This is a genomic window from Bordetella sp. N (genome assembly GCF_001433395.1).
Taxonomy (GTDB): Bacteria; Pseudomonadota; Gammaproteobacteria; order Burkholderiales; family Burkholderiaceae_B; genus Bordetella_C.
Genome location: NZ_CP013111.1, coordinates 1,310,376 through 1,332,022, shown reverse-complemented (window position 1 = coordinate 1,332,022; position 21,647 = coordinate 1,310,376). Strand labels below are relative to the sequence as shown.

At 65.3% G+C, this 21,647-nt stretch carries 16 protein-coding genes; 5 read left to right on the top strand and 11 right to left on the bottom strand.

The features are described from left to right. Window positions 1–84 precede the first annotated feature (84 nt). Window positions 85–690 carry a chorismate lyase gene (locus ASB57_RS05770; protein WP_057651333.1) on the top strand — a complete coding sequence of 202 codons (606 nt, stop codon included), beginning with the start codon at window positions 85–87 and terminating at the stop codon, window positions 688–690. A 41-nt stretch (window positions 691–731) separates the two neighbouring features. Here ASB57_RS05770 and ASB57_RS05765 read toward each other — a convergent pair whose 3' ends face one another. Next, window positions 732–1,271, bottom strand: coding sequence for a YaeQ family protein (locus tag ASB57_RS05765; RefSeq protein ID WP_057651332.1), 540 nt, complete (start codon window positions 1,269–1,271; stop codon window positions 732–734). A 349-nt stretch (window positions 1,272–1,620) separates the two neighbouring features. Between ASB57_RS05765 and ASB57_RS05760 the strand changes: the two genes are divergently transcribed. Further along, window positions 1,621–2,676, top strand: a complete 1,056-nt coding sequence (locus ASB57_RS05760; RefSeq protein WP_057651330.1) for a tripartite tricarboxylate transporter substrate binding protein — start codon at window positions 1,621–1,623, stop codon at window positions 2,674–2,676. A gap of 645 nt (window positions 2,677–3,321) precedes the next feature. Here ASB57_RS05760 and ASB57_RS05755 read toward each other — a convergent pair. The 5 genes from ASB57_RS05755 to ggt all read right to left on the bottom strand — a co-directional run bounded on the left by ASB57_RS05755 (window position 3,322) and on the right by ggt (window position 10,407). Beyond that, window positions 3,322–5,310 carry a dipeptide ABC transporter ATP-binding protein gene (locus tag ASB57_RS05755; RefSeq protein WP_057655937.1) on the bottom strand — a complete coding sequence of 663 codons (1,989 nt, stop codon included), beginning with the start codon at window positions 5,308–5,310 and terminating at the stop codon, window positions 3,322–3,324. A 5-nt stretch (window positions 5,311–5,315) separates the two neighbouring features. Continuing rightward, window positions 5,316–6,194, bottom strand: coding sequence for an ABC transporter permease (locus ASB57_RS05750; RefSeq protein ID WP_057651328.1), 879 nt, complete (start codon window positions 6,192–6,194; stop codon window positions 5,316–5,318). Continuing rightward, a complete protein-coding gene (locus ASB57_RS05745) occupies window positions 6,191–7,135 on the bottom strand; it encodes an ABC transporter permease (protein ID WP_057651326.1) in 945 nt (314 codons plus the stop codon). Before ASB57_RS05745 ends, ASB57_RS05750 begins: the two co-directional genes overlap by 4 nt. Window positions 7,136–7,223: 88 nt before the next feature. Next, entirely contained in the window at window positions 7,224–8,738 is a 1,515-nt protein-coding gene (locus ASB57_RS05740; protein WP_057651323.1) for an ABC transporter substrate-binding protein, read from the bottom strand. 40 nt (window positions 8,739–8,778) lie between these two features. Continuing rightward, window positions 8,779–10,407: a gamma-glutamyltransferase gene (gene ggt, locus ASB57_RS05735; protein ID WP_057651321.1), complete on the bottom strand. Its 1,629-nt coding sequence runs from the start codon at window positions 10,405–10,407 to the stop codon at window positions 8,779–8,781. 534 nt (window positions 10,408–10,941) lie between these two features. Here ggt and ASB57_RS05730 point away from each other — a divergent pair. After that, complete coding sequence (locus tag ASB57_RS05730; RefSeq protein ID WP_057651319.1) at window positions 10,942–11,829, top strand: LysR family transcriptional regulator; 888 nt, start codon at window positions 10,942–10,944, stop codon at window positions 11,827–11,829. 206 nt (window positions 11,830–12,035) lie between these two features. Here ASB57_RS05730 and ASB57_RS05725 read toward each other — a convergent pair whose 3' ends face one another. Next, window positions 12,036–12,374: a P-II family nitrogen regulator gene (locus tag ASB57_RS05725; RefSeq protein WP_057651316.1), complete on the bottom strand. Its 339-nt coding sequence runs from the start codon at window positions 12,372–12,374 to the stop codon at window positions 12,036–12,038. A 35-nt stretch (window positions 12,375–12,409) separates the two neighbouring features. Then, window positions 12,410–14,047: an NAD+ synthase gene (locus tag ASB57_RS05720; RefSeq protein WP_057651314.1), complete on the bottom strand. Its 1,638-nt coding sequence runs from the start codon at window positions 14,045–14,047 to the stop codon at window positions 12,410–12,412. Window positions 14,048–14,131: 84 nt separating this feature from the next. On the opposite strand from ASB57_RS05720, the gene argH reads away from it, so the two are divergent. Both argH and ASB57_RS05710 read left to right on the top strand, forming a co-directional pair. Further along, a complete protein-coding gene (argH, locus tag ASB57_RS05715; RefSeq protein WP_057651312.1) occupies window positions 14,132–15,565 on the top strand; it encodes an argininosuccinate lyase in 1,434 nt (477 codons plus the stop codon). Window positions 15,566–15,828: 263 nt separating this feature from the next. Further along, window positions 15,829–17,907 carry a LodA/GoxA family CTQ-dependent oxidase gene (locus ASB57_RS05710; protein WP_057651309.1) on the top strand — a complete coding sequence of 693 codons (2,079 nt, stop codon included), beginning with the start codon at window positions 15,829–15,831 and terminating at the stop codon, window positions 17,905–17,907. Window positions 17,908–17,971: 64 nt separating this feature from the next. Here the strand turns inward: ASB57_RS05710 and rlmD are convergent, their stop codons facing one another. From rlmD to ASB57_RS05695, 3 genes are all read right to left on the bottom strand, one after another. After that, on the bottom strand, window positions 17,972–19,441 hold the full coding sequence (rlmD, locus tag ASB57_RS05705) for a 23S rRNA (uracil(1939)-C(5))-methyltransferase RlmD (RefSeq protein ID WP_057651308.1): 1,470 nt from the start codon (window positions 19,439–19,441) through the stop codon (window positions 17,972–17,974). A 352-nt stretch (window positions 19,442–19,793) separates the two neighbouring features. Next, complete coding sequence (locus ASB57_RS05700; RefSeq protein WP_057651306.1) at window positions 19,794–20,552, bottom strand: TorF family putative porin; 759 nt, start codon at window positions 20,550–20,552, stop codon at window positions 19,794–19,796. 364 nt (window positions 20,553–20,916) lie between these two features. Beyond that, a complete protein-coding gene (locus tag ASB57_RS05695; RefSeq protein WP_057651304.1) occupies window positions 20,917–21,585 on the bottom strand; it encodes a hypothetical protein in 669 nt (222 codons plus the stop codon). Window positions 21,586–21,647: the final 62 nt, after the last annotated feature.

Sequence of the window (21,647 nt, the reverse complement as noted above, 5' to 3'; positions counted from 1 at the left end):
ACGGATGCGGCTAAAACCGGCATTTTACGTTGTACCGGGACGCGCGCTTTGCGCGAGGGCAGCGGCGCGGGATAATACGCCGCCATGAAGACTCCGCATCTACCCGCGGGCGGCTGGTTGCCCGCCGCCCCTCCCCGTCTTACCGCCGTTCAAAAATATTGGTTGTTCCGCCCCGGCGCCCTGACTGCCGGCCTGCGTCAGCTCGGCGAAATGCGCCTGCGCGTGCTGGCCGAGTACGCCGAAGGGGCGCGGACGGACGAAGCGCTGGCCTTGCGCGTGCCGCCGGGCGCCGCGGTCTGGGTCCGTGAAGTCCTGATGTCCGTCGACGGCATCGACAGCGTGGTCGCCCGCAGCATCACGCCATTGGCCTCGTCGCGGGCCATGTGGCAGGGCATGCGGCGCCTGCGCACGCGGCCGCTGGCCGACATGCTGTACCACGACAGCAGCGTGCGCCGCTCGCCCTTTGTCTGCCGCCGCCTGTCATCGCCGGTGCCTTTTCATCGCACGGCAGTGGGCGTGACGGGCGCGTTGGACGCAGACATGGCGACCGGCACGCCGGTGGTTCTGGCGCGCCGGTCGGTGTTCTGGCGCATGGGGCAGCCCCTGCTGGTGGCCGAAGGCTTCCTGCCCGGCTTCTGGGAACGCGCGCGCATCCTGCACGACTCCCGACTGCCGCTACGGCGGAACTGAAGCCCCCGCATCGGTCATGGGACTGATGGGGCTGGCGCGGGTCAGCGCCAGATCTGCGGCGTCACGGTCACCTCGCCGCCTGGCGCGGTGACATACAGCTCCCCGTCCTGCACGTTCACATGCAGGTCCATGGTGCGCTGGGCCAGACGGCCCAGTTCCTGGGTCGCGGTCGACGGTAAATAGACCACGCTCAGATTGCGTGTGCGCTCCAGCTTGTTGCGGATGCCGTTCCACCAGATGTCGCTGGCGTGGCCATAGCAGTAGACGATCACTTGATCGGCGCGACCGCAAGCCTTGAGCAGGCGGCGTTCGTCGGGCTGGCCGATTTCGATCCAGGTCTGGATCGACCCCGTCAGGTCCTTGCACCACAGATCGGGCTCATCGGCCTCGCTCAGCCCCTTGGTGAAAGCCAGTGTCTCTTCGGCATCCGCGTTGATCGCATAGGCCAACAGACGCACCATAAGGCGTTCGTCCGTCTCCGAAGGATGGCGCGCCACGACACAGGAATGGCTGCCGTAGTAGTGCCGGTCGCCGTCCGAGATATGCAGATCGGCTTTGTAGATGGTGGCGCGTAATGCCATGAAACGTGGTCCCAGAAACGCGCCGCTAGGCGCTGCAAGGGCGTAATCATAGCGTCCACGGCGCGAGTGAGCCGCCGGCACCGCTCAAAATGCCTTCAGCCCCTGAGCTTCCCCGGCACTTCCCCTGTGCCTCCCCTGTGCTCACCCATGCACCGCCGCGGCTCGCGCAGGCGCGCGGACGGTGCATGCAAGGCGCGCTTCATGGTCCGTTTGAGTGCGCGCAAGGGCCGAATAGCGGGCACCGCAAGGCATTAGCGCTGAGCAGGCGCCGATTTCGAGTTGGCATGGATGTTGCATTCTCTTTCAGGTCTGGGCCGCCTCGGCCCCCTCCTCCATCACAAGGACATCCATGCCTTTCCGTTCCTCCGCGCCTTCGCCTTTCACCGCAGTGGCCCGCCGCCTCGAACGCACGCCGCGCCAACGGGCGCGCCGCACTTTTACCGCGGCGCTAGGCGCCACGGTGCTGGCTGCCGTCGCACTGACAGTGGCAAAGCCGGTGCACGCGGCCTATCCGGAACGTCCCATCCAGGTCGTGATCTCCTTCCCGCCCGCCGGCGCCACCGATATCCTGGCGCGCGCCATCGGCCAGAAGCTGTCCGTGGCGCTGAAGCAAAGCGTGGTGGTTGAAAACCGGCCGGGCGCCGGCGGCGCCATCGGCCTGGCGGCGGCCGCCAAGGCCGCGCCGGACGGCTACACGCTCTATCTTGCCGCCGTCACCAATCTGGCCATCGCGGCCGCCATCTACAAGGACCAGCCCGCCAGCCTGCAGCGCGATTTCGTGCCCATCGCCAGCGTGGGCACGGCGCCGCACGCCCTGGTCGTGCCGACCTCCCTGGGCATCACCGACGTCAAGAGCCTGGTGGCCTACCTGAAGGCCGCCCCCGGCCGCTACAACTTCGCGTCGCAAGGCACGGGCACCTTGTCGCATCTGGAGTCGGAGCTGTTCGAGCAGAAGACCGGCACCAAGCTGACCCACATCCCCTACAAGGGCAGCAGCCAGGCGCTGCCTGAACTGGCCACCGGGTCATCGGTGATGATGTTCGACAGCCTGTCCGGGTCCATACCGCTGGTCAAGGCCGGCAAACTGCGCTTCCTGGCGGTCGTCTCGCCGCAGCGGGCCGCGCTGCTGCCGGAGGTGCCCACCATGGCGGAAGCTGGTTTCCCCGACATGCAGGCGGACAATCTGTTCGGCTTCTCCGCGCCCAAGGGCACGCCGCAAGCCGTGATCGACACGCTCGCCAACGCGCTGAAGGAAGTGCTGGCGATGCCTGACCTGAAAGCGGCCCTGGCGGCCCAGGGCGCCGATCTTGCCTACGCGCCCGGCGCGGACATGGCGCGCATGACGGACCAGCAATACAAGACCTGGTCTGATGTCGTAAAGGCGGCGGACGTGAAGCTGGAATAAAAACGTGAAGGGGGCCCGAAAACCAGGGCCCCAGCGCATGAAGCCTGTCTCGGGAACCAAGACATGGCAAGTGGTCCACACCTTACTCCGACTTCAACAGGAGTAAACGCCATGGTGAATCCCACATCCGGCCAAGGCAACGCAGGCCTATCCCCACAGAACATCGGCCATGCCGATGCCGGGCAGGCATTGCCCCCCAACCCCGACGGGCCAAGAGTTGCAAGAGAAGGCCGGCCGCGCGCGACAGCATCGGTACAAGCCCCCGTGCAACGACGAGCGCTAGGCCCCCTGGCCCCGCACGCGAGAGCGAATCCGCCCACCTCGGTCGCACGAGCGCCCGTGTCCGCCGGTACGCCAGCCGGGGCACCAGCCGGTCCGCCATCCCCGGCACGCCTTCAGGCCGAAGCCGACCTGGCGGACATGAGACGAGAAAACGCCGACCTCAGGAATGGCATCGCCGCCAGGCGTGTGGAATTACGCGGAGTGGAAGCTCAAGTCCGCGAGGCGCAAGCGCGAACGCTTGCGCAGGCGCAGACGCGGGCGCAGGGGCAGATGCAGGAACAAGAGTTGGCGCTATCGCAGGCGAAACTGCAAGCGATAGGCCGAAACATCGCCAGTTGAGCCCGCCGTCCGCGGTCACCAGCCTCAATAAACGCCCACGGTGTGCCGCGCCACGTAGTGGCCCGGGCCGACTTCCACCAGCGGCGCGACCACCGGATCGTCACCCACCTTGCGCACCGGGCTGGGAATCTCGTCGACCAGCAGCGAACGCTGGCGATGGCGGCGCTGGGGATCGGCGATCGGCACGGCGGCCATCAGCTTCTTCGTATACGCATGCTGCGGATTCTCGAAGATGGCGCGGCGCGGACCGATTTCAACGATCTGTCCCAGATACATCACCGCCACGCGGTGGCTGACGCGTTCCACGACAGCCATATCGTGCGAGATGAACAGGAAGGACACGCCCAGCTCGCGCTGCAGGTCCAGCAGCAGATTGACGATCTGCGCCTGAATCGACACGTCCAGGGCCGAGACCGATTCGTCGGCAATCACCACCTTGGGATTCAAGGCCAGCGCGCGGGCGATACACACCCGCTGGCGTTGACCGCCGGAAAATTCGTGCGGGTAGCGGCTGATCATCTCCGGCAGCAGCCCGCATTTATCCATCAGCCAGCGCACGCGCTCCTGCGCCGCCTTGCCCTTGGCCACGCCGTGGATCAGCAGCGGTTCCATGATGGAATCGCCCACGGTCATGCGCGGGTCCAGCGAACCGAAGGGATCCTGGAAGATGAACTGGATGTGGCGCCGCAGAGTCTGCATGGCAGCCCCGCGCAGCGCGCCGATGTCGCGTCCGTCGAACTGGATGGAGCCGCCCTGGCTCTTGACCAGTTGCAACAGCGATCGTCCCGTCGTGGTCTTGCCGCAGCCGGACTCGCCGACCAGCGACAGCGTCTCGCCAGGATACAGGTCGAAGCTGACCTTCTCCACCGCGTGGACGCGCCGCTGCACGCGGCCCAGCACACCACCGGCGATGTCGAAGCGCGTGACCAGGTCACGGACCTTCAGCACGGGACCGTTTTCACGTCGAACCGTACTGGGCAGCGCATCGCTCGCCGGCTTGTCCGCGTGCGTCTCGCCCGCGCCGCCCTGCACGACTGAAGCAGGCGTAGCGGCCGACTCGACGGCTGCGTCAAAGGCGGCAAACTCCGCGGCCAAGGCGGGCAGGATCGCCGCGGCGGCGGCATTGGGCGCCTGCGGCGCATCGCCGACCTTCAACAGCGGAAACGGCGCCGGCTCGTCCGTGCCATGCATCGCGCCCAGGCGCGGCACCGCGGACAGCAAGGCGCGCGTGTAGGCGTGGCGCGGATGGGCGAACAGCTCGTCCGACCCGCCCTCTTCCACCTTGTCGCCCCGGTACATCACCAGCACCCGATCCGCGACCTCCGCCACCACGCCCATGTCATGGGTGATGAAGATCACGCCCATGTCCATCTCTTCCTGCAGCTGACGGATCAATTGCAGGATCTGCGCCTGGATGGTCACATCCAGCGCGGTGGTCGGCTCGTCGGCGATCAGCAGTTGCGGCTTGCACGACAGCGCCATGGCGATCATCACGCGCTGGCGCATGCCGCCGGACAACTGGTGCGGATAACGTTCCAGCACCGACTTGGCTTCGGGGATGCGCACGCGCTCCAGCATGCGCAGCGCTTCGGCACGCGCCGCGCCGGCATCCAGGTTCTGGTGCAGTTGCAAGGCTTCGGCGATCTGCCGGCCCGACGTGAAGCTGGGATTCAGCGACGTCATCGGTTCCTGGAAGATCATGGCCACGTCGGCGCCGCGCACACGTTGCAGCATCGATTCCGACGCGGCGGTCATGTCCAGCACTTCATTGTTGCGGCGGCGCAGGTGGATGCTGCCGTTGGCGATGGTGCCACCGCCGTATTCCACCAGGCGCATCAGCGCCAGCGACGTCACCGATTTGCCGGAACCGGACTCGCCGACGATGGCCAGGGTCTCGCCCCGGTCGACGTGGAAGGAGACATTGCGCACCGCCTCGACGGTGCGATCGTGGGTCTTGAAGCGCACGGTCAGGTCTTCGACCTGCACCACGCGCTGCGTATCGATCATGGTCATGTTCTTCACTTGTCCTGACGGGGATCCAGGGCGTCACGCAAGCCGTCGCCCAACAGGTTGAATCCCAGCACCGCCAGGAAAATCGCCGAGCCCGGGAAAATCGACATCCAGGGCGCCTGCGTCATGAAGTTCTTCGCCGTGTTCAGCATCGAGCCCCAGGACGGATTGGGCGGCTGCAGGCCCAGGCCCAGAAAGGACAGGCTGGCCTCGGCGATGATGGCCGTGGCGATGGTGATGGTGGCCTGCACGATCAGCGGCGGCATGATGTTGGGCAGGACGTGGCGCACCAGGATGCGCGTGTCCGACGCGCCCAGGGCGCGCGCGCTCTGCACATAGTCTTCGCTGCGCACGGCCATGGCCTGGCCACGCGCCAGCCGCACGAACTTGGGCGCCGCCGACACGCCGATGGCGATCATGGCGTTGACCAGGCTGGGGCCCAGGAAGGCGGCCAGCGCGATGGCCAGGATCAGGAAGGGAATGGCCAGCAGGGCTTCGGTGACGCGCGAGATCACGCTGTCCGTCCAGCCGCTGAAGTAGCCGGCGGCCAGGCCGAAGGGCACGCCCACGACCATGGCGATGACCACGGACGCCAGGCCCGCCATCAAGGACGCGCGGGCGCCGTAGACCATGCGGCTGAAGATATCGCGGCCCAGCTCGTCGGTGCCCAGCCAGAAATTGGCCGAAGGCGCTTTGCGGATGGTCGAGAAGCTGGTCTGGAAGGGATCGTGGTTGGCGATCAGCGGCGCCAGGATGGCGACCACCACGAAGAACAGCACGATCGCCGCGCCGACCACGGCGATGCGATTGCGTTTGAATTTACCCCAGGCCCGGTTGCCGCTACGGGGCGGCACGGTGGGCGCGGGTGCGGCGGAAGTTGCGCTCATGAGTGCCTCAGACGGGGATTGACGACGATGTACAGAATGTCGGCCAGCAGGTTCATCAGGATGAAGCCCACGGCCACGCACAGGACCACGCCCTGCACCACCGCGTAGTCGCGGTTGAACACGGCGTCGACCACCAGCTTGCCGAAGCCGGGAATGGTGAAGACCTGCTCGGTCAGCACGGCGCCGGCCAGCAGTTCACCGAACAGCAAGGTCACCAGCGTGATGATGGGCATCAGGGCATTGCGCAAGGCATGGCGCAGCACCACGTTGCGCGGCGACACGCCCTTGGCGCGGGCGGTGCGCACGTAGTCGGCGCCCAGCGCTTCCAGCATGGACGAACGCGTGTGGCGCATCAGGTAAGCCGCCAGCGACGTCGACAGCACGATGGCGGGCATCAGCATGGTCTTCATCGACAGCCAGAAATCCTCGGTGGGCGACACATAGCCCGACGCGGGCAGCCAGCGCAACTGCACGGACACCACCATGATCAGGATGATGCCCAGCCAGAAATTGGGTATGGACATGCCGGACAGCGCCGCCACGTTGGCGCCGTACTCCGTCAGCTTGCCCTTGCGCACCGCCGCGAGGATGCCCGCTGGTATCCCCACGATCAGCGCCAGCACCATGGCCATGGCGGCCAGTTGCAGGGTGACGGGCAGCTTCTGGGAAATCAGCTCGGTGACGGGGACATCGGTGCGCAGCGATTTGCCAAGATCGCCGGTCACCACCTGCTTGACCCAGGCCACGTACTGGACGGGCAGCGGATCGTTCAGGTGGTATTTCTCGCGCAGGTAGTCGAGCACGGCGGGATCGCGCTCTTCCCCGGCGAGGGTCAGCACGGGATCGCCCGGCAGGAGTTTTTGCAGCGCGAAAACGATGATCGACACCAGTATCAGTGTCGGTATCGCGACGATCACGCGGCGCAGGATTAGTTTGATCATGGGTAAGACAGCATGCGGTAAAACGGATAAATGCCAAACGCGCGGCATCTCCCTTCACAGGGGAAGACACCGCGCGCCTGGGCTTGCATTACTTCTGCGCGAAGGACACGCCTTTCAGGCGAATCATACCGTCAGGGTAAGGCATGAAGCCCTGCACCTTGCGCTGCATCGCGAAAGGCCACGGCTGGAAGTACAGGAAAGTATCGGCCACATCCTTGCGCAGGATGGTCTGCGCCTGGTCGTACAGGGCCTTGCGCTTGGCTTCGTCCGGCACCTTGCGGGCATCGAACAGCAGCTTGTCGACGTCGGCATTGCAATACTGGCCATCGTTCAGTTCGCCCTTGCAGCTGACGAACTGAGTGATATTGCCGTCCGGATCGGGACGGCCCGACCAGCCGCGCAAAGCCACTTCGAAGTTGCCGTTGTGCATCTGGCCGAGCAACGCAGCGTAGTCGGTGGGTCGCAGGCTGAGTTCGATGCCGGCTTCACGCGCCATGGCCTGGATCATTTCGGCGACCGCGGCGGTGGTGGTGTTATTGCCGAAAGCCAGCTCGCCCTTGACCTGCGGCTTGCCGGCTTCCTTCAACAGCGCCTTGGCCTTCTCGACGTTGCGCTTGAGCACCGGGAACTTGTCGCTGTGGTACGGGCTGGCCGGCGGGAACGGCTGGCTGGCCGGTTCGTAGATACCGCCACCCACAACTTCGTTGATGGCGTCGCGGTCCAGCGACAGTTCGAACGCTTCGCGCACGCGCGGATCGCGGAAAGGATTGCTTTCGGCGCGCTTGCCGTTGTTCGAGTTGAACACCACTTCCGTGAAGCCCAGGCCGGCCACCGACGAGAAGTGCAGGCTGCTGTCCTTCTTGACGTCGGGCGCGTCGGACGGGCTCAGGCGCTCCAGCATGTCCAGGCCGCCGGCGCGCAGGTTTTGCAGGCGCACGGTGGTATCCGGAATCGGCAGGAAAGTGATGCGGCCGAAGTGATAGTCCTTGGCGTCGTAGTACTTGTCGAACTTGTCCAGGACGATGCGATCGTTCTGCACGCGTTCGACGAACTTGTACGGACCCGAGCAGATCGGCTTGCGGCCCACCGTGTTGGGATCCTTGGGATCGAAACTATCCGGCGCCAGCATCATGCCGGCGCGGTCGCTCAGCTGGGCCAGCAGCGTGGCATCGGGCCCCTTGAGCGTCAGCACCAGGGTTTCGGCGTCAGGCGCCTCGACCTTGTCCACCGATGCCAGCTCGCCCTTGCGGAAGCTGTCCGGCAAGGTGCGCGCGCGGTCCAGGTTGGCCTTGGCGGCGGCGGCGTCGAACTTGCTGCCGTCATGGAACAGCACGTCGTTGCGCAGCTTGAAGGTCAGCACCGTGTTGTCGGTGTTCCAGCTCCACGACGTGGCCAGCTGCGGCACGATGTGCAGGCGCGGGTCGATGTCGACCAGCTTGTCGCACAGCGACGTGAAGACAATGCGGCCGACGTAGGTCCGGGCGCGGTGCGGGTCCAGCACGTCCGGATCTTCCTGCAGGCCGATGCGGATTTCCTGGGCCAGGGTCGCGCCGGAAGCCAGCAGCAGGACCGCGGCGCCGATAGCGCTTGCCAGTTTTTTCATATTGCCTGATCCCCTCAGTGTGATCGCTAGAGTCTGACGCTTAGAAACCGACGGCTTGACCGTCGCGACGGCTGTCGCTGGCGGCCACGTAACCCAGTTCACGGTCGTTTTCCGACATGCGCCAGATGAATTGGCCGGAACCGAAGTCCATGTACGGATCGTTCACGCTCTTCAGCACGTGGCCCAGGTTCTTCAAGCCTTCCACGGTGGCGGCGGGCATGGTCGATTCCAGGTCCAGGGTGAAGTCGCGGTTGACCTTCCAGCGCGGCGCGTCGCACGCGGCCTGCGGGTTCTGATGATAGTCCAGCATGCGCGAGACCGTCTGCAGGTGGCCTTGCGGCTGCATGTCGCCGCCCATGACGCCGAAGCTCATGACGGGCTTGCCGTCGCGGGTCAGGAAGCCGGGGATGATGGTGTGGAAAGGACGATGGCCGCCCTTCACCACGTTGGCCGCCTTCGGGTCCATGGAGAAGCCGACGCCGCGGTTCTGCAGGCTGATGCCGGTGCCCGGTACGACCACGCCCGAGCCGAAGCCCATGTAGTTGGACATGATGAACGAAACCATCATGCCGCTTTCATCGGCGGTGGTCATGTAGATGGTGCCGCCGGCGTGCGGGCGGCCCGCGGCGAACTGCGTGGCGCGGTCCAGGTTGATGAGCTTGGCGCGCGAAGCCAGGTAGGCGTCGTCCAGCATCTGTTCGGGCGTCACTTCCATGGAGCGCGGGTCGCCGACGTACTTGTACAGGTCGGCGAAGGCCAGCTTCATGGCTTCGATCTGCAAGTGCTGGGCGCGCACCGAGTCCAGCGGCAGGCCGGCCTGGTCGAAGCGGTCGAGCATGCCCAGCGCCATCAGGGCGGCGATGCCCTGGCCGTTCGGGGGGATCTCGTGGACTTCGTAGCCGCGGTACTTGCGCGAGATGGGCTTGACGAAATCGGGGCGGTAGTTGCGCAGGTCGTCCAGCGTCATCGCGCCGCCGTTGGCCTTGCTGTGCGCGACGATCTTCTCGGCGATTTCGCCTTCGTAGTAGTCGCGGCCCTTGGTTTCAGCGATGCGGCGCAGGGTCCAGGCGGCTTCCGGAATGCGGAAGTGCTCGCCGACGGCGGGGGCGCGGCCATTGGGCATGAAGGCCTGGGCGAAGCCGGGCTGGTCCTTCAATTCGGCGGCGGCGGCTTCCCACTTGCGCGCGGTGATGGGGGGCACGGTGTAGCCGCGCTCGGCCACTTCGATGGCGGGTTCGAACAGGGTTTCGAAGGGCAGCTTGCCGAATTTTTCGTGCAGGGCAGCCCAGCCGGCGACGGCGCCGGGGACGGTCACGCTGTCCCAGCCGCGCTTGGGCTGGACGGCCAGGCCGTCCTTGCCGGTGCCGTACTTGTTCTTGAAGTAGTCGACGTTCCAGGCGGCCGGAGCCACGCCGGAAGAATTCAGGCCTTGCAGTTCCTTGCCGTCCCACACGATGGCGAAGCAGTCGCTGCCCAGGCCGCAGGAAACCGGTTCCGTCAGCGCGATGGTGGCGGCGGCGGCGATGGCGGCGTCAATGGCGCTACCGCCCTTGAGCAGCATGCGCAGGCCGGCTTGAGCCGCCAGAGGGTGCGAGGTCGACACGATGTTGCGCGCGAACAGCGGTGCGCGGATGGTCGGATACGGGTTTTCCCAGATGAAATTCTTCATATGACGCTCGGCAAGAAGTAAATGGCGTGGGTCAGGCAAACCACGCAAGGTACACGCGTGATTTAATTAAATCAATTTGATTTTTTGTTGTGTCATACAAGAAAAGTTTATGAGTCGTTTGCTTGTCATGGATGTGTGCGGCGCCCGCCTCGGGGGTATGGGCGCAGCCTCCGGCCGCGCCCAGGTCCCTGGGGAAGATGGCTGCGTGCCGGTGGCACGCAGCCTTGGTGCGGGTTGCTGGCGCGCGCCCGGCCCCCGGCCTGGGCCCGCGCGGCGGCCGCGGCGGCAGGTCGACGTGACGTTCCGGCCGGATGGCTGCGTGCCGGTGGCACACAGCCTTCGTGCAGGTTGCTGGCGGGTACCCGGTCGCCGGCCTCGGCCCGCGCGGCGGCTGGCCGACGTGACATTCCGGCCAGATGGCTGAGTGCCGGTGGCACGCAGCCCTTGGACCGCAGGTGGTCGGCAGCGCTGCCGGCGCAGGCGGGCGTACTTCATTATTCATGAGCATGGATCTCACATGAGCACTGGCGGACTATGAGCACACTTCGATTTCTTCGCACTTTCGTGGCCGTTTCCCGGTACGGCTCTTTTTCGGAGGCGGCCGAGCGGGTGGCTTTGACGCAGGCGGCGGTGAGTTTCCAGATGCGCGCGCTGGAAGAAGAACTGGGCCGGGAGCTGTTCGACCGCAGCGGCCGGCTGGCGATATTGAATGCCGCCGGCCGTGACCTGCTGCCGGAAATCAAGCAATTCCTGGATCTCTACGAACGCATCCGTTCACCCCGCCGCCCCGGTCCGGGCGAACTGGCCGGCTCCGTTGCCGTAGGCGCTATCGTGTCATGCATGGGGCTTTTATCCAAGGCCGTATCGACCCTGAAGCGCGAACACGACGGCCTGGATGTGCGTTTGTTCTCGGGTAAATCGAGCGAACTGGCCGGCAAGGTCGAAAGCGGCGAACTGGATGCCGCCCTGGTCGTGGAATCCGGCCGCCGCGTGGCCAGCACCCGCTGGACGCCGCTCTATGAAGAGCCCCTGGTGGTCATCGCCCCCGCGAACGCAACCGGCGCTACCCCGCAAGCGCTACTGGAAGGCAACCCCTTCCTGCGCTTCGACCGCACCCAGCGCACCGGCCTGCAGATCGACCGCGTCCTGCGGCGCTTGAACGTACACGTCCATGAGTTCCTGGAGTTGAACGCGATTGAAACCGTGGTGGAATTGGTGCGCCAGGAAGTGGGCGTCACCCTGCTGCCCTTGCTGAAGGCCGCGCAATGGAGCGCGGCCTCGGACCTGCGGGTCTTGCCCCTGCCCGACGACATCGGCCCGGTCGTCCGGTCCGTAGGCCTGATAGACCGCCGCGACCACGCCCGCCAGGCCATCACGGATTCGATCTTCCAGCGCTGCTCCGAACTGCAAGACGACCGCTGATCCAGCAAGGACAGAGAAAGAGAAAAAGAAAAAGACCTGTGCAATGCACAGGTCTTCTGATCGCAGGCACAGCGGAGCCGGCTTTGCCGGTCCGCCAGTGCCGCCCCCTTGAGGGGGAGGCGCGTAGCGCCTGGGGGTGGGCCTTCCTCCCGGTCCGCCAGTGCCGCCCCCTGGGGGGCCGCGCTCCGCGCGGTAGGGGGGGCCCCTTATAGCGCTTCGTCGTCCGCTTCGCCGGTGCGAATCCGAATCGCCTGCTCCACCGGGGTGACGAAAATCTTGCCGTCGCCGATCTTGCCGGTCCGCGACGCCTTGACCACGGCTTCGATGGCCTGCTCGACCAGCTCATCCGGCAGCACCACTTCCACCCGGATCTTGGGCAGGAAATCGACCACGTACTCCGCGCCCCGATAGAGTTCGGTATGGCCTTTCTGGCGGCCGAAACCCTTGACCTCGGTGACGGTCAGCCCGCTGACACCCACTTCGGCCAGCGCCTCGCGCACTTCGTCGAGCTTGAACGGTTTGATGATGGCGGTGACTTGTTTCACTTGAGGTCCTTTCTACGCTCTATTTATATTAAGGCTCACACGGTTTCGCGAAAGCCGTTGGTGACAGGATAGCGCCAATCCCGGCCAAAAGCGCGCGGCGTGATGCGCGGCCCCGGCGGTGCCTGACGGCGCTTGTATTCATTGATGCGGATCAGGCGCACGACCTGCTCAACCGCTTCCCGCGGGAAGCCGGCGGCAACGATCTCGGCCGCCGATTCATTACGCTCCATATAACGCTCGACGATGCCGTCCAGAATGTCATAAGCCGGCAGACTGTCCTGATCCTTCTGATCTTCCCGCAACTCCGCCGAAGGCGGCCGCGTGATGATACGTTCGGGTATCACTTCCTGCTGCAGATTGCGCCAGACGGCCAGACGATAGACCAGGGTCTTGGGCACGTCCTTGATCACGGCAAAGCCGCCGGCCATGTCGCCATACAAGGTGCAATAGCCCGTCGTCATTTCCGACTTGTTGCCGGTGGTCAGCACCAGCCGGCCCGTCTTGTTCGACAGCGCCATCAGCAAGGTGCCGCGCGCCCGCGCCTGGATGTTCTCTTCCGTGGCGTCCACCGCCAGCCCCGCGAAATGCGGCGCCAGCATGGTTTCGAAGGAATCGACCACCGAACCGATGGTGATCACGTCATAGCGCACGCCCAGCCGCTTGGCCATGTCCTCGGCGTCGATCTGCGAAATATCCGCCGTATAGCGCGACGGCATCATCACGGCGCGCACGTTCTCGGCGCCCAGCGCATCCACCGCCACCGCCAGCACCACGGCCGAATCGATGCCGCCCGACAGCCCGATGATGGCGCCCGGAAAGCGGTTCTTGCCCAGATAATCGCGCACGCCCAGCACCAGGGCCTGCCAGACCTGCGCCTCGGCCGGCGGCCTGGCGTCCGGCACCGCGGCGGCCGTCGCGGCGCGCACATTGCCCGCGGCATCGACCTCGACGCACTGCACGTCCTCGGCGAAATCCGCCAGCCGCGCCTGGGTCTGACCCTGCCGGTCCATGGCGAAGGACGCACCGTCGAACACCAGCTCGTCCTGTCCGCCCACCAGATTGGCGTAGATCACCGCGCAGGCGCTGGCGCCGACGCAGTCCAGCGCCACCCGGTGGCGGTCGTCCTGCTTGCCGGTGTTGTAAGGGGACGCATTGGGCACCAGCAGCACCTGGGCGCCGGCCTCGCGGGCGGCAATGGGGGCCCGGTCGAACCACATGTCCTCGCAGATCACCACGCCGAAGGTGACGCCTGCCACTTCAAACGTCAGCGGCGTGGTGTCCGACTTGAAATAGCGCTGCTCATCGAACACCGAATAATTGGGCAGTTCGCGCTTGCGGTAGATGCCCAGGGTGGCGCCCTCGAAAAACACGCTGGCCGCGTTGTACAGCGACCGACCGGTGCCGTCGACATGGCCCACCACCACCCGCAAGCCCTTGAATTGGGCCAGATCGCCGCGCAGCCCATCGAGTACCCGGGCCTGCTCCTGCACGAATTGCGGCCGCAGCAGCAAGTCTTCCGGCGGATACCCGGTCAGCACCAGTTCTGGCGTCAGCAGGATGTCAGCGCCCTGTTCGTGCGCCTGGCGCGCGGCCGCCAACACCCGTTGGGCGTTACCGGACAGGTCTCCGACACAAGCGTTGATCTGCGCGATAGAGACTCGGGCTGTGCTCATTGCAAGGGCTACGGAAGGCAAAAAAAGGAGGGATGAAATTATCGCATGCCGCGTTGGCGGCGGGGTTCTATAATCCCCCGCACTATGGCAAACACCCCCGCAAACACCCCCTCTTCCGCGCAAGACCAGTTCGCCAACAAGGCGCAAGCCTGGTCCGCCCGCTTCTCCGAGCCGGTTTCCGACCTCGTCAAGCGTTACACCGCCTCGGTGGATTTCGACAAACGCCTGGCGCGCCAGGACATCCAGGGCTCCCTGGCGCATGCCGACATGCTGGCCGCGCAGGGCATCATCACCGCCCAGGACCTGGCCGACATCCAGCGCGGCATGACGCAGATCCTGTCCGAAATCGATGCCGGCAGCTTCCAGTGGCTGCTCGACCTGGAAGACGTCCACCTGAATATCGAAAAGCGCCTGGTGGAACTGGTCGGCGATGCCGGCAAGCGCCTGCATACCGGCCGTTCGCGTAACGACCAGGTAGCCACCGACATCCGCCTGTGGCTGCGCGGGGAAATCGACATCCTGCTGGACCTGCTGCGCCAGCTGCGCCACGCCCTCGCTGGCGTGGCCCTGGAAAACGCCGCCACCATCATGCCGGGCTTCACCCATCTGCAGGTGGCCCAGCCCGTGACCTTCGGCCACCATCTGCTGGCCTACGCCGAAATGTTCGGCCGCGATGCCGAGCGTCTGGCCGACTGCCGCCGCCGCGTCAACCGCCTGCCCCTGGGCGCGGCTGCCCTGGCCGGCACCAGTTACCCCATCGACCGCGAGCGCGTGGCGCGCACCCTGGGTTTCGACGGCGTCTGCCGCAACTCGCTGGATGCCGTGTCGGATCGCGATTTCGCCATCGAATTCTGCGCCGCCGCCGCGCTGGTCATGACCCACGTTTCGCGCTTCTCGGAAGAGCTGGTGCTGTGGATGAGCCCGCGCGTCGGCTTCATCGACCTGGCCGACCGCTTCTGCACCGGCAGCTCCATCATGCCGCAGAAGAAGAATCCGGACGTGCCTGAACTGGCCCGTGGCAAGACCGGCCGCGTCAACGGCCACCTGGTCGCCCTGCTCACCTTGATGAAGGGCCAGCCCCTGGCCTACAACAAGGACAACCAGGAAGACAAGGAAGGCCTGTTCGACACCGCCGACACCCTGCGCGACACCCTGACGATCTTCGCGGACATGGCGGGCGGCATCAAGGTCAAGGCCGACAATATGCGCGCCGCGGCCCTGCAAGGTTTCGCCACCGCCACCGACCTGGCCGATTATCTGGTCAAACGCGGCCTGCCCTTCCGCGACGCCCACGAAGTGGTGGCGCATGCGGTGCGCGACTGCGAGCAACGCGGCTGCGACCTGGCGGACCTGACCCTGGCTGAACTGCAGGCCTACAACGCCAGCATCGGTGAAGACATCCACCAGGTGCTGACCCTGGAAGGCTCCGTGGCCGCCCGCAATCACATCGGCGGCACCGCCCCGGAACGCGTGCGCGACGAAGCGCAACGCGTCCTGGACGAGACGAAGCGGGCTTAGCGCTCACCCCCTGGCCGCCCCCAGGGGGGATGAATGGCAAACCTCGCAAGCCCCGCAAGGCATACGCCCTGCGGGGCTTGTGCTTTTGGGACGCGCTTCGCCCTCTCAGGGCGTAGTTGATTATTACTGCAAGTTACTCACGCGATCGACGGCGACGCATGGAACATCGTGCTGCCGCCCTCCCATTTACCGTCGGAGACAGGAAACGCGCCTTTTTCAAAAGCAGCAGCGCTTTCTCTCGCCCACATGTAAGGAAAACGATCGTGAACAACTCTGGAATCTCGTCCCAGGCAGCCGCGTCCAACCTCGACACCATCACCTACGCCAAGATCCACCCGGGCATCGGGGTAGCGCGCGTCGGCAACAGCACGGCGAGCGGCACGGATGGCTATTACATCGGACCCGAGGTGGTCAACGGCCCCTACATCTCCGCCGACGACATGCGCGATCCCACGGGCGCGCTCAAACGCCAGGCGGCGCGGTTCCGTATCTATGGCTATAACGCCGCCGGCGAGGTGGTCGCGGAACTGACCAAAGCCAATGCCGAAATCTACTGGATGGCGCACCTGGCGAACCAGAAGGCGTCCTGGTATGTGTTCCACCAAGCACTGGATATCCAGGGCAACGCGGTCGACGCCGACGGCCAGGCCCTCGATGCCGACGACAATGCCCCGGTTGGCCGCCGCAACCCACAGGTAACAGGCGACGATCGGCGCAAGCTGACCATCGATGCAGGTCTGGCGGTGAAACAGGCGAACAGCGACACGAACGTCGAGCTCACCGGCACGTTCTGCTCCGGCGGCCCGACGGTCAACGTCAAGCTGGGCGACCTGCGCGTCGACGACGAAGGCCGCCTGCTCGTCCTGGGTGGACATGGCATATCACGATCACCCAACGGCAAACCCATGCTGGGGCCCAATGGCGAGAACTTCAACAACTCGCCCGACTGGTATGACGACACCTCGGACGGGCCCGTCCTGGCGACGGTCAGCATCAACGGGACACCGATACCGGTCACGTCCAGCTGGGTCATCGTGGCACCGCCCAACTACGGCACCGACATCGTCAGCTTCCGCACGCTGTATGACGTCGCCCGCGATGCGATGGTGGAGGCCGGGCGGGTCGAACCGGACTTCATCACGTCGTTCAGCAAGCACGTTCTGCCCTATTTGCAGCGCTTGACCAGGCTGCAATGGGTCAATGCCGGTTTCTTCCGGACCTTCGCTTATGCCGGCGCCATATTTCCGCGTGACGTGACCTACGACTTCACCGATCCGACCTATCTCCTGCAACTCGCGGATCCTTCGGATCAGGCGAAAGCAAAGCGCCAGGAAGTGTTCGGTAAATTCCATTCGCCTTATCTTCCCACCACGGACACGGCGAACATCCCCGAGAAAACCGGCAACATCCTCTGGCCGCCCATCTATGGCGACACGATGCACACGGCCGTGATGGTGGAAACCACGGACATGCTGCCCGTGTCCCTGGATCTCTACCGGCACCTGACCAACTGGCGCGACGGCAATTTCACCAATGACTACGATCCGAACGCGTCCACCGCGCCCGTGCTCCTGAATCAAGTGCCATTGCAGCAGCAACCGGCGCTGCTGGACGAGGGGCCGCTCACCTATTGCCTGGGCGATGCTTTCCATCCTGGCTGCGAAGCGACCTGGCCCATGCGCCATGCGTCGATGTACAGCGAACTGGCCCGCATACGCCGTGCGACGTCACCGGAACTCCTGCCAGACCTTGGCGATACCCTGTCCCACGAAAACGTCGCGGCATCCGCCGGTCCGCTGTATTACCAGACACCGGGTGGGTTGACGCGCTGGATGGCCCTGCCCTGGCAAGGCGACACGGCACGCTGCCGCTCCGGGTACGACCCGGACGTGTCTCCCTATCTGCCCACGTTCTGGCCCGCGCGCGTGCCTAACCAGGTACTGAGCACCGATAGCTACGACATGCTCATGGACACCACTCGCGCGGTTGGTTTACGCGGCGGGTATTACCAGACCAGGGACAACTGGATGAGCGGTCTGCTCGATCCGAGCAATGAAATCACCATGCAGAACATGGTGGACAATTTCCAGAACCAGCCCATCATCACGCGGCGGCCAGGGCCGACGGATGCGGCCATCGCGGGCTATCACATTCCGTCTGTCGTCTACGTCGCCAGCGCGCCGGGCGGAAACGGCTGGCGGGGCGGCAGCGCTTTCGTCAGCCACGCGGACGGGCTTAGCGTCAATTTATCCGAGGCTGTCGATCCCGCGGACCGCGCCGAACTGCTACGCCGTGCCGGCTGGCTCAGCGAGGAGCAGTTGAAGAGCCAGTTCCAGGCGTGAACACGCCATTGCGACAGCGCATCATCGCGCCGCGCAATGGCGCCGGCGGCTCAGCCGGATGGCCTCAGGCCGCCGCTTCGCCCGGCTCCTGCGCCAGGGCTTGCTCCTGGGCCTGCTCAAGGGCCAGTTCCTGCTCCTGCACCTGGGCCTGTTCCTGCTGTTGCGCGGCCAGCAGGCGCTTTTCGGCGGCCTGCTGCTGGGCCGCGATGATGCCGGCTTCGTCCAGCGACTCGAACACGGCGATGGATTCGACGTGGCCGGTGTGCGGGAACATATTGATCACGCCGGCGGCGCGCAGCACATAGCCGCCCTCGTGCACCATGATGGAAGCATCGCGGGCCAGGGTCGCCGGATTACAGGATACGTAGACGATGCGGCGCGGCCGTTCCTGCGCCGACAGCAGGGCCAGCGCCTGCGCCACGGCGTGCGCGCCTTCGCGCGGCGGATCGATCAGCATGCGATCGAAGAAGCCCAGGCCGCGCAGCCAGTCCACGTCCACTTCGAACAGATTCAGCGTGGAAAAGCTGGTGCTCGCGCCCAGGCCGTGCAGACGGGCGGCTTCCAGCGCGCGATCGGTCAGCGCCTTGCTGCCCTCGACGCCGACGGCTTCGCGGGCACGGGTGGCCAGCGGCAGGGTGAAGTTACCCAGGCCACAGAACAGGTCCGCCACGCGGTCGGTGGGCTGGACGTCCAGCAGGGTCAGGGCGCGCGAGATCATCGCGCGGTTGATGGCGTGGTTGACCTGGGTGAAATCCGTGGGCTTGAAGGGCATGCGCAGGCCGAATTCCGGCAGCGAGTACGCCAGCGTATCGGCGTGCTCGCGCTCCAGCGGATGACAGGTGTCCGGGCCCTTGGGTTGCAGCCACCATTGCACCGCGTGATGGGCGGCGAAGGCGCGCAGGATGTCGATATCGCCGTCGGTCAGCGGTTCCAGGTGGCGCAGCACCAGCACCGTGGCGGCGTCGCCCACCGCCACTTCGATCTGCGGCATGCGATGGGGTTGGGACATGCTGGCGACCATGGCCCGCAGCGGCAGCAGCAAGGCGGCCACGTGCGGCGGCAGCACATGGCATTCGCGCATGTCGGCCACGTAGCTGCTCTTGCGTTCGTGGAAGCCGACCAGGACGCCGCCCTTCTTGGCGACCACGCGCACCGACAGGCGGGCGCGGAAACGATAGCCCCAGGTCGGGCCGTGCAGCGGCGGCAGCACGCGGGCCGGCTTCAGCTTGCCGACGTGCCAGAAGGTGTCTTCCAGCGAGCGCTGTTTGATGGCGACCTGGGCCGAGGGCTCCAGGTGCTGCATGGCACAGCCGCCGCACATGCCGAAATGGGCGCAGCGCGGCGTCACTCGCTGCGACGAGGGGCGCAGGACGTCGACCGTGCGGGCGATTTCATAAGACGGTTTGCGGCGCACCGTTTCCACGGCGACGCGTTCACCGGGCAAGGCGCCTTCGATGAACAGGACCTTGCCGTCGCGGCGGGCGATCCCCCGGGCTTCCAGATCCAGGGAGACGATATCGAGTACTTCGGCCATTAAGCTATCCAGGCATGTGACAACAGCAGGCCGGCATTGTAATGGAAGCTCCTCTCCCGCGCGGTGCGCGGGAGAGGAGCATGCTGCAGAGCTATGACCCTGCCCGAACGCACCCCATCTCGTGTCAAGAACTCGATAGATCGGGGGCACCGCGGAGCCGGGTCCCCCGGTCCGCTGGTGTCGCCCCCCTGGGGGGCCGCGCTCTGCGCGGTACGGGGGGGCCTACCCTTCGCCCCCCTGGGGGGCCGCGCTCTGCGCGGTACGGGGGGGCCCTAAAAACAACGCCCGCCTATATACATAGGCGGGCGCTGCCCCTTGGGAGCTGGCGGGCTTGGGCCCGCTCGAAAAACCGTTAGAAAGTGCGTTGGATCGAAGCCAGCAGGCCAAGCCGGCCGGCCGGGTGGCCATTTTTCGTGGCGTACCAGTTGTCCTTGGTGGCGCCCACCGCCGCCAGGCCGAAGACCCAGCCCTTGACGTCCTTGGTGACACCCAATTTGTAGTCCACGTAGTGGCCCAGCGTATCGCCATCGGTATCGACGGCGTTTTTCAGCTTCTGGTAGCCGAGGTGGCCCAGCAGGCCCCAGCCGTCACCCAGATCGAAGGTGGCCGACGCGTCCAGGTACCAGGTGCCCTTGGAATTCGGCGCGCTGAAGAAATCGCCAGGCGTGTAGGAATACTTCAGGGAATAGTTGGCGTAGCTGCCGCCAATGTAGAGATCCGTGTTGTTGTAGTTGCCGCCCTTGGGGGACGTCGAACCCGGGTAGTAGTAATGCAGCACACCCACATCAAGACCGAAGCCATTGCCGACATCGCCCTTCCAGCCGCCGTAGAAGTCCATTTCCAGATTGCCGTCCGCGAATACGGAGTTGGCGACGTTGGAGTTCCAGTTACCCAGATAGAAGCCCGATGAGTGGGTCAGATCCAGGCCCAACTGCGCGGCGGGACGAAAATCGGTTTGCGAATAGCCACGGAAACGGTAGTCGTTGGTGATCGTGGCATTGCCGCTCAGGGAAAAGCCGGCGCCCAGATCGGTGGCGTCCGCGGCCAGCGCGGGAACGGCCGCCAGACAAGATGCCAGGGCGAAAGGTACAGCGAGCAGCGTCTTCTTCATGGTTCAGATCCTGATGAGAGAACAGTTTGAGACTTCGTGGAACGGCGGCAACGTGCGCGCCGTAAGTGCTTGAAAAGAGCCGTACAAACCAGGTGGATCCTTACTCGACTGCCTTCACTCCTCCGGAAGACTGTCAGATCCGACTGGCCCTACCCTCTTAAAGCACGATCCATGCCAACTTTTTCACTCGGTTAAGAATCTGTCTAAATCCTTCATGGCGCACCAATACGGTGCGATTTGGTGTGCATTGGATTGGTTTTCTGCACAATTAATGAACAAATGCCCGATCCGGCAGGCCGGTCGGGCATCTTGGAAACTCGGGGGCTGAGGAGGCATTCCTCAACAACCCCCTTGGGGGCCTTAATTAGCCGGCGGGCTTGTCAGCCGGGGCCGGGGCGCCAGCCGGCGGGGGCGGCGGGCGGTGGCCTTCGGGGCCACCCGGTTTGCCGTGGCGCTCGCCCTTATGCTCGGCACGGTCCGCTTCCCAGCGCGCCTGGCGCTGTTTCACGAACTGGGTCACCTGGCCACGTTGGCCGTCGCTCAGGCTATCCCATACCGCCAGCCACTTCTGCTTGACCTGGTCGGCCTGGCCTTCGAACTGCTTGCGGTTCTGGGTTTCCTGATCCAACAAGGCGCGCGGATCGAGCTTGCCGCCATTGACCTGGTCATCCAGCAGCTTGTGGCGCGAACGGCCGGCATCGTGCATGGACTTGCCAAGATCACGCTGGGCATCCTGGGCCGTCTTGAACAGACCCTGCTGCTGCGTGTTCAGCTTCAGCTGGTCGACTTCCTTCTTGCCGATGGGACCCAGGCCGGGGATCCACAGGGAGTCGCGCATGCCCTCCCAACGGCGATGCTCACCGGGGCCGGCGTGCGGACCCTTGCCGGCGGGACCGCCGTGCGGCGCCGTGGCGGCCGGTGCAGCCGTGGTGGCATCGGTGGCGGCGGCAGCCAGGGCCGTGCCGGACAGGGCGCCGGCGGCGAGGGTCAGGGACAGGCCGGCAATGATAGGACGAAGTGCGAATCGGGACATCTTGGTCTCCTAGGGAGTGTGAACGCGAGACCATTGTCTGCCCCAGCTGATTTCGAGTTGGT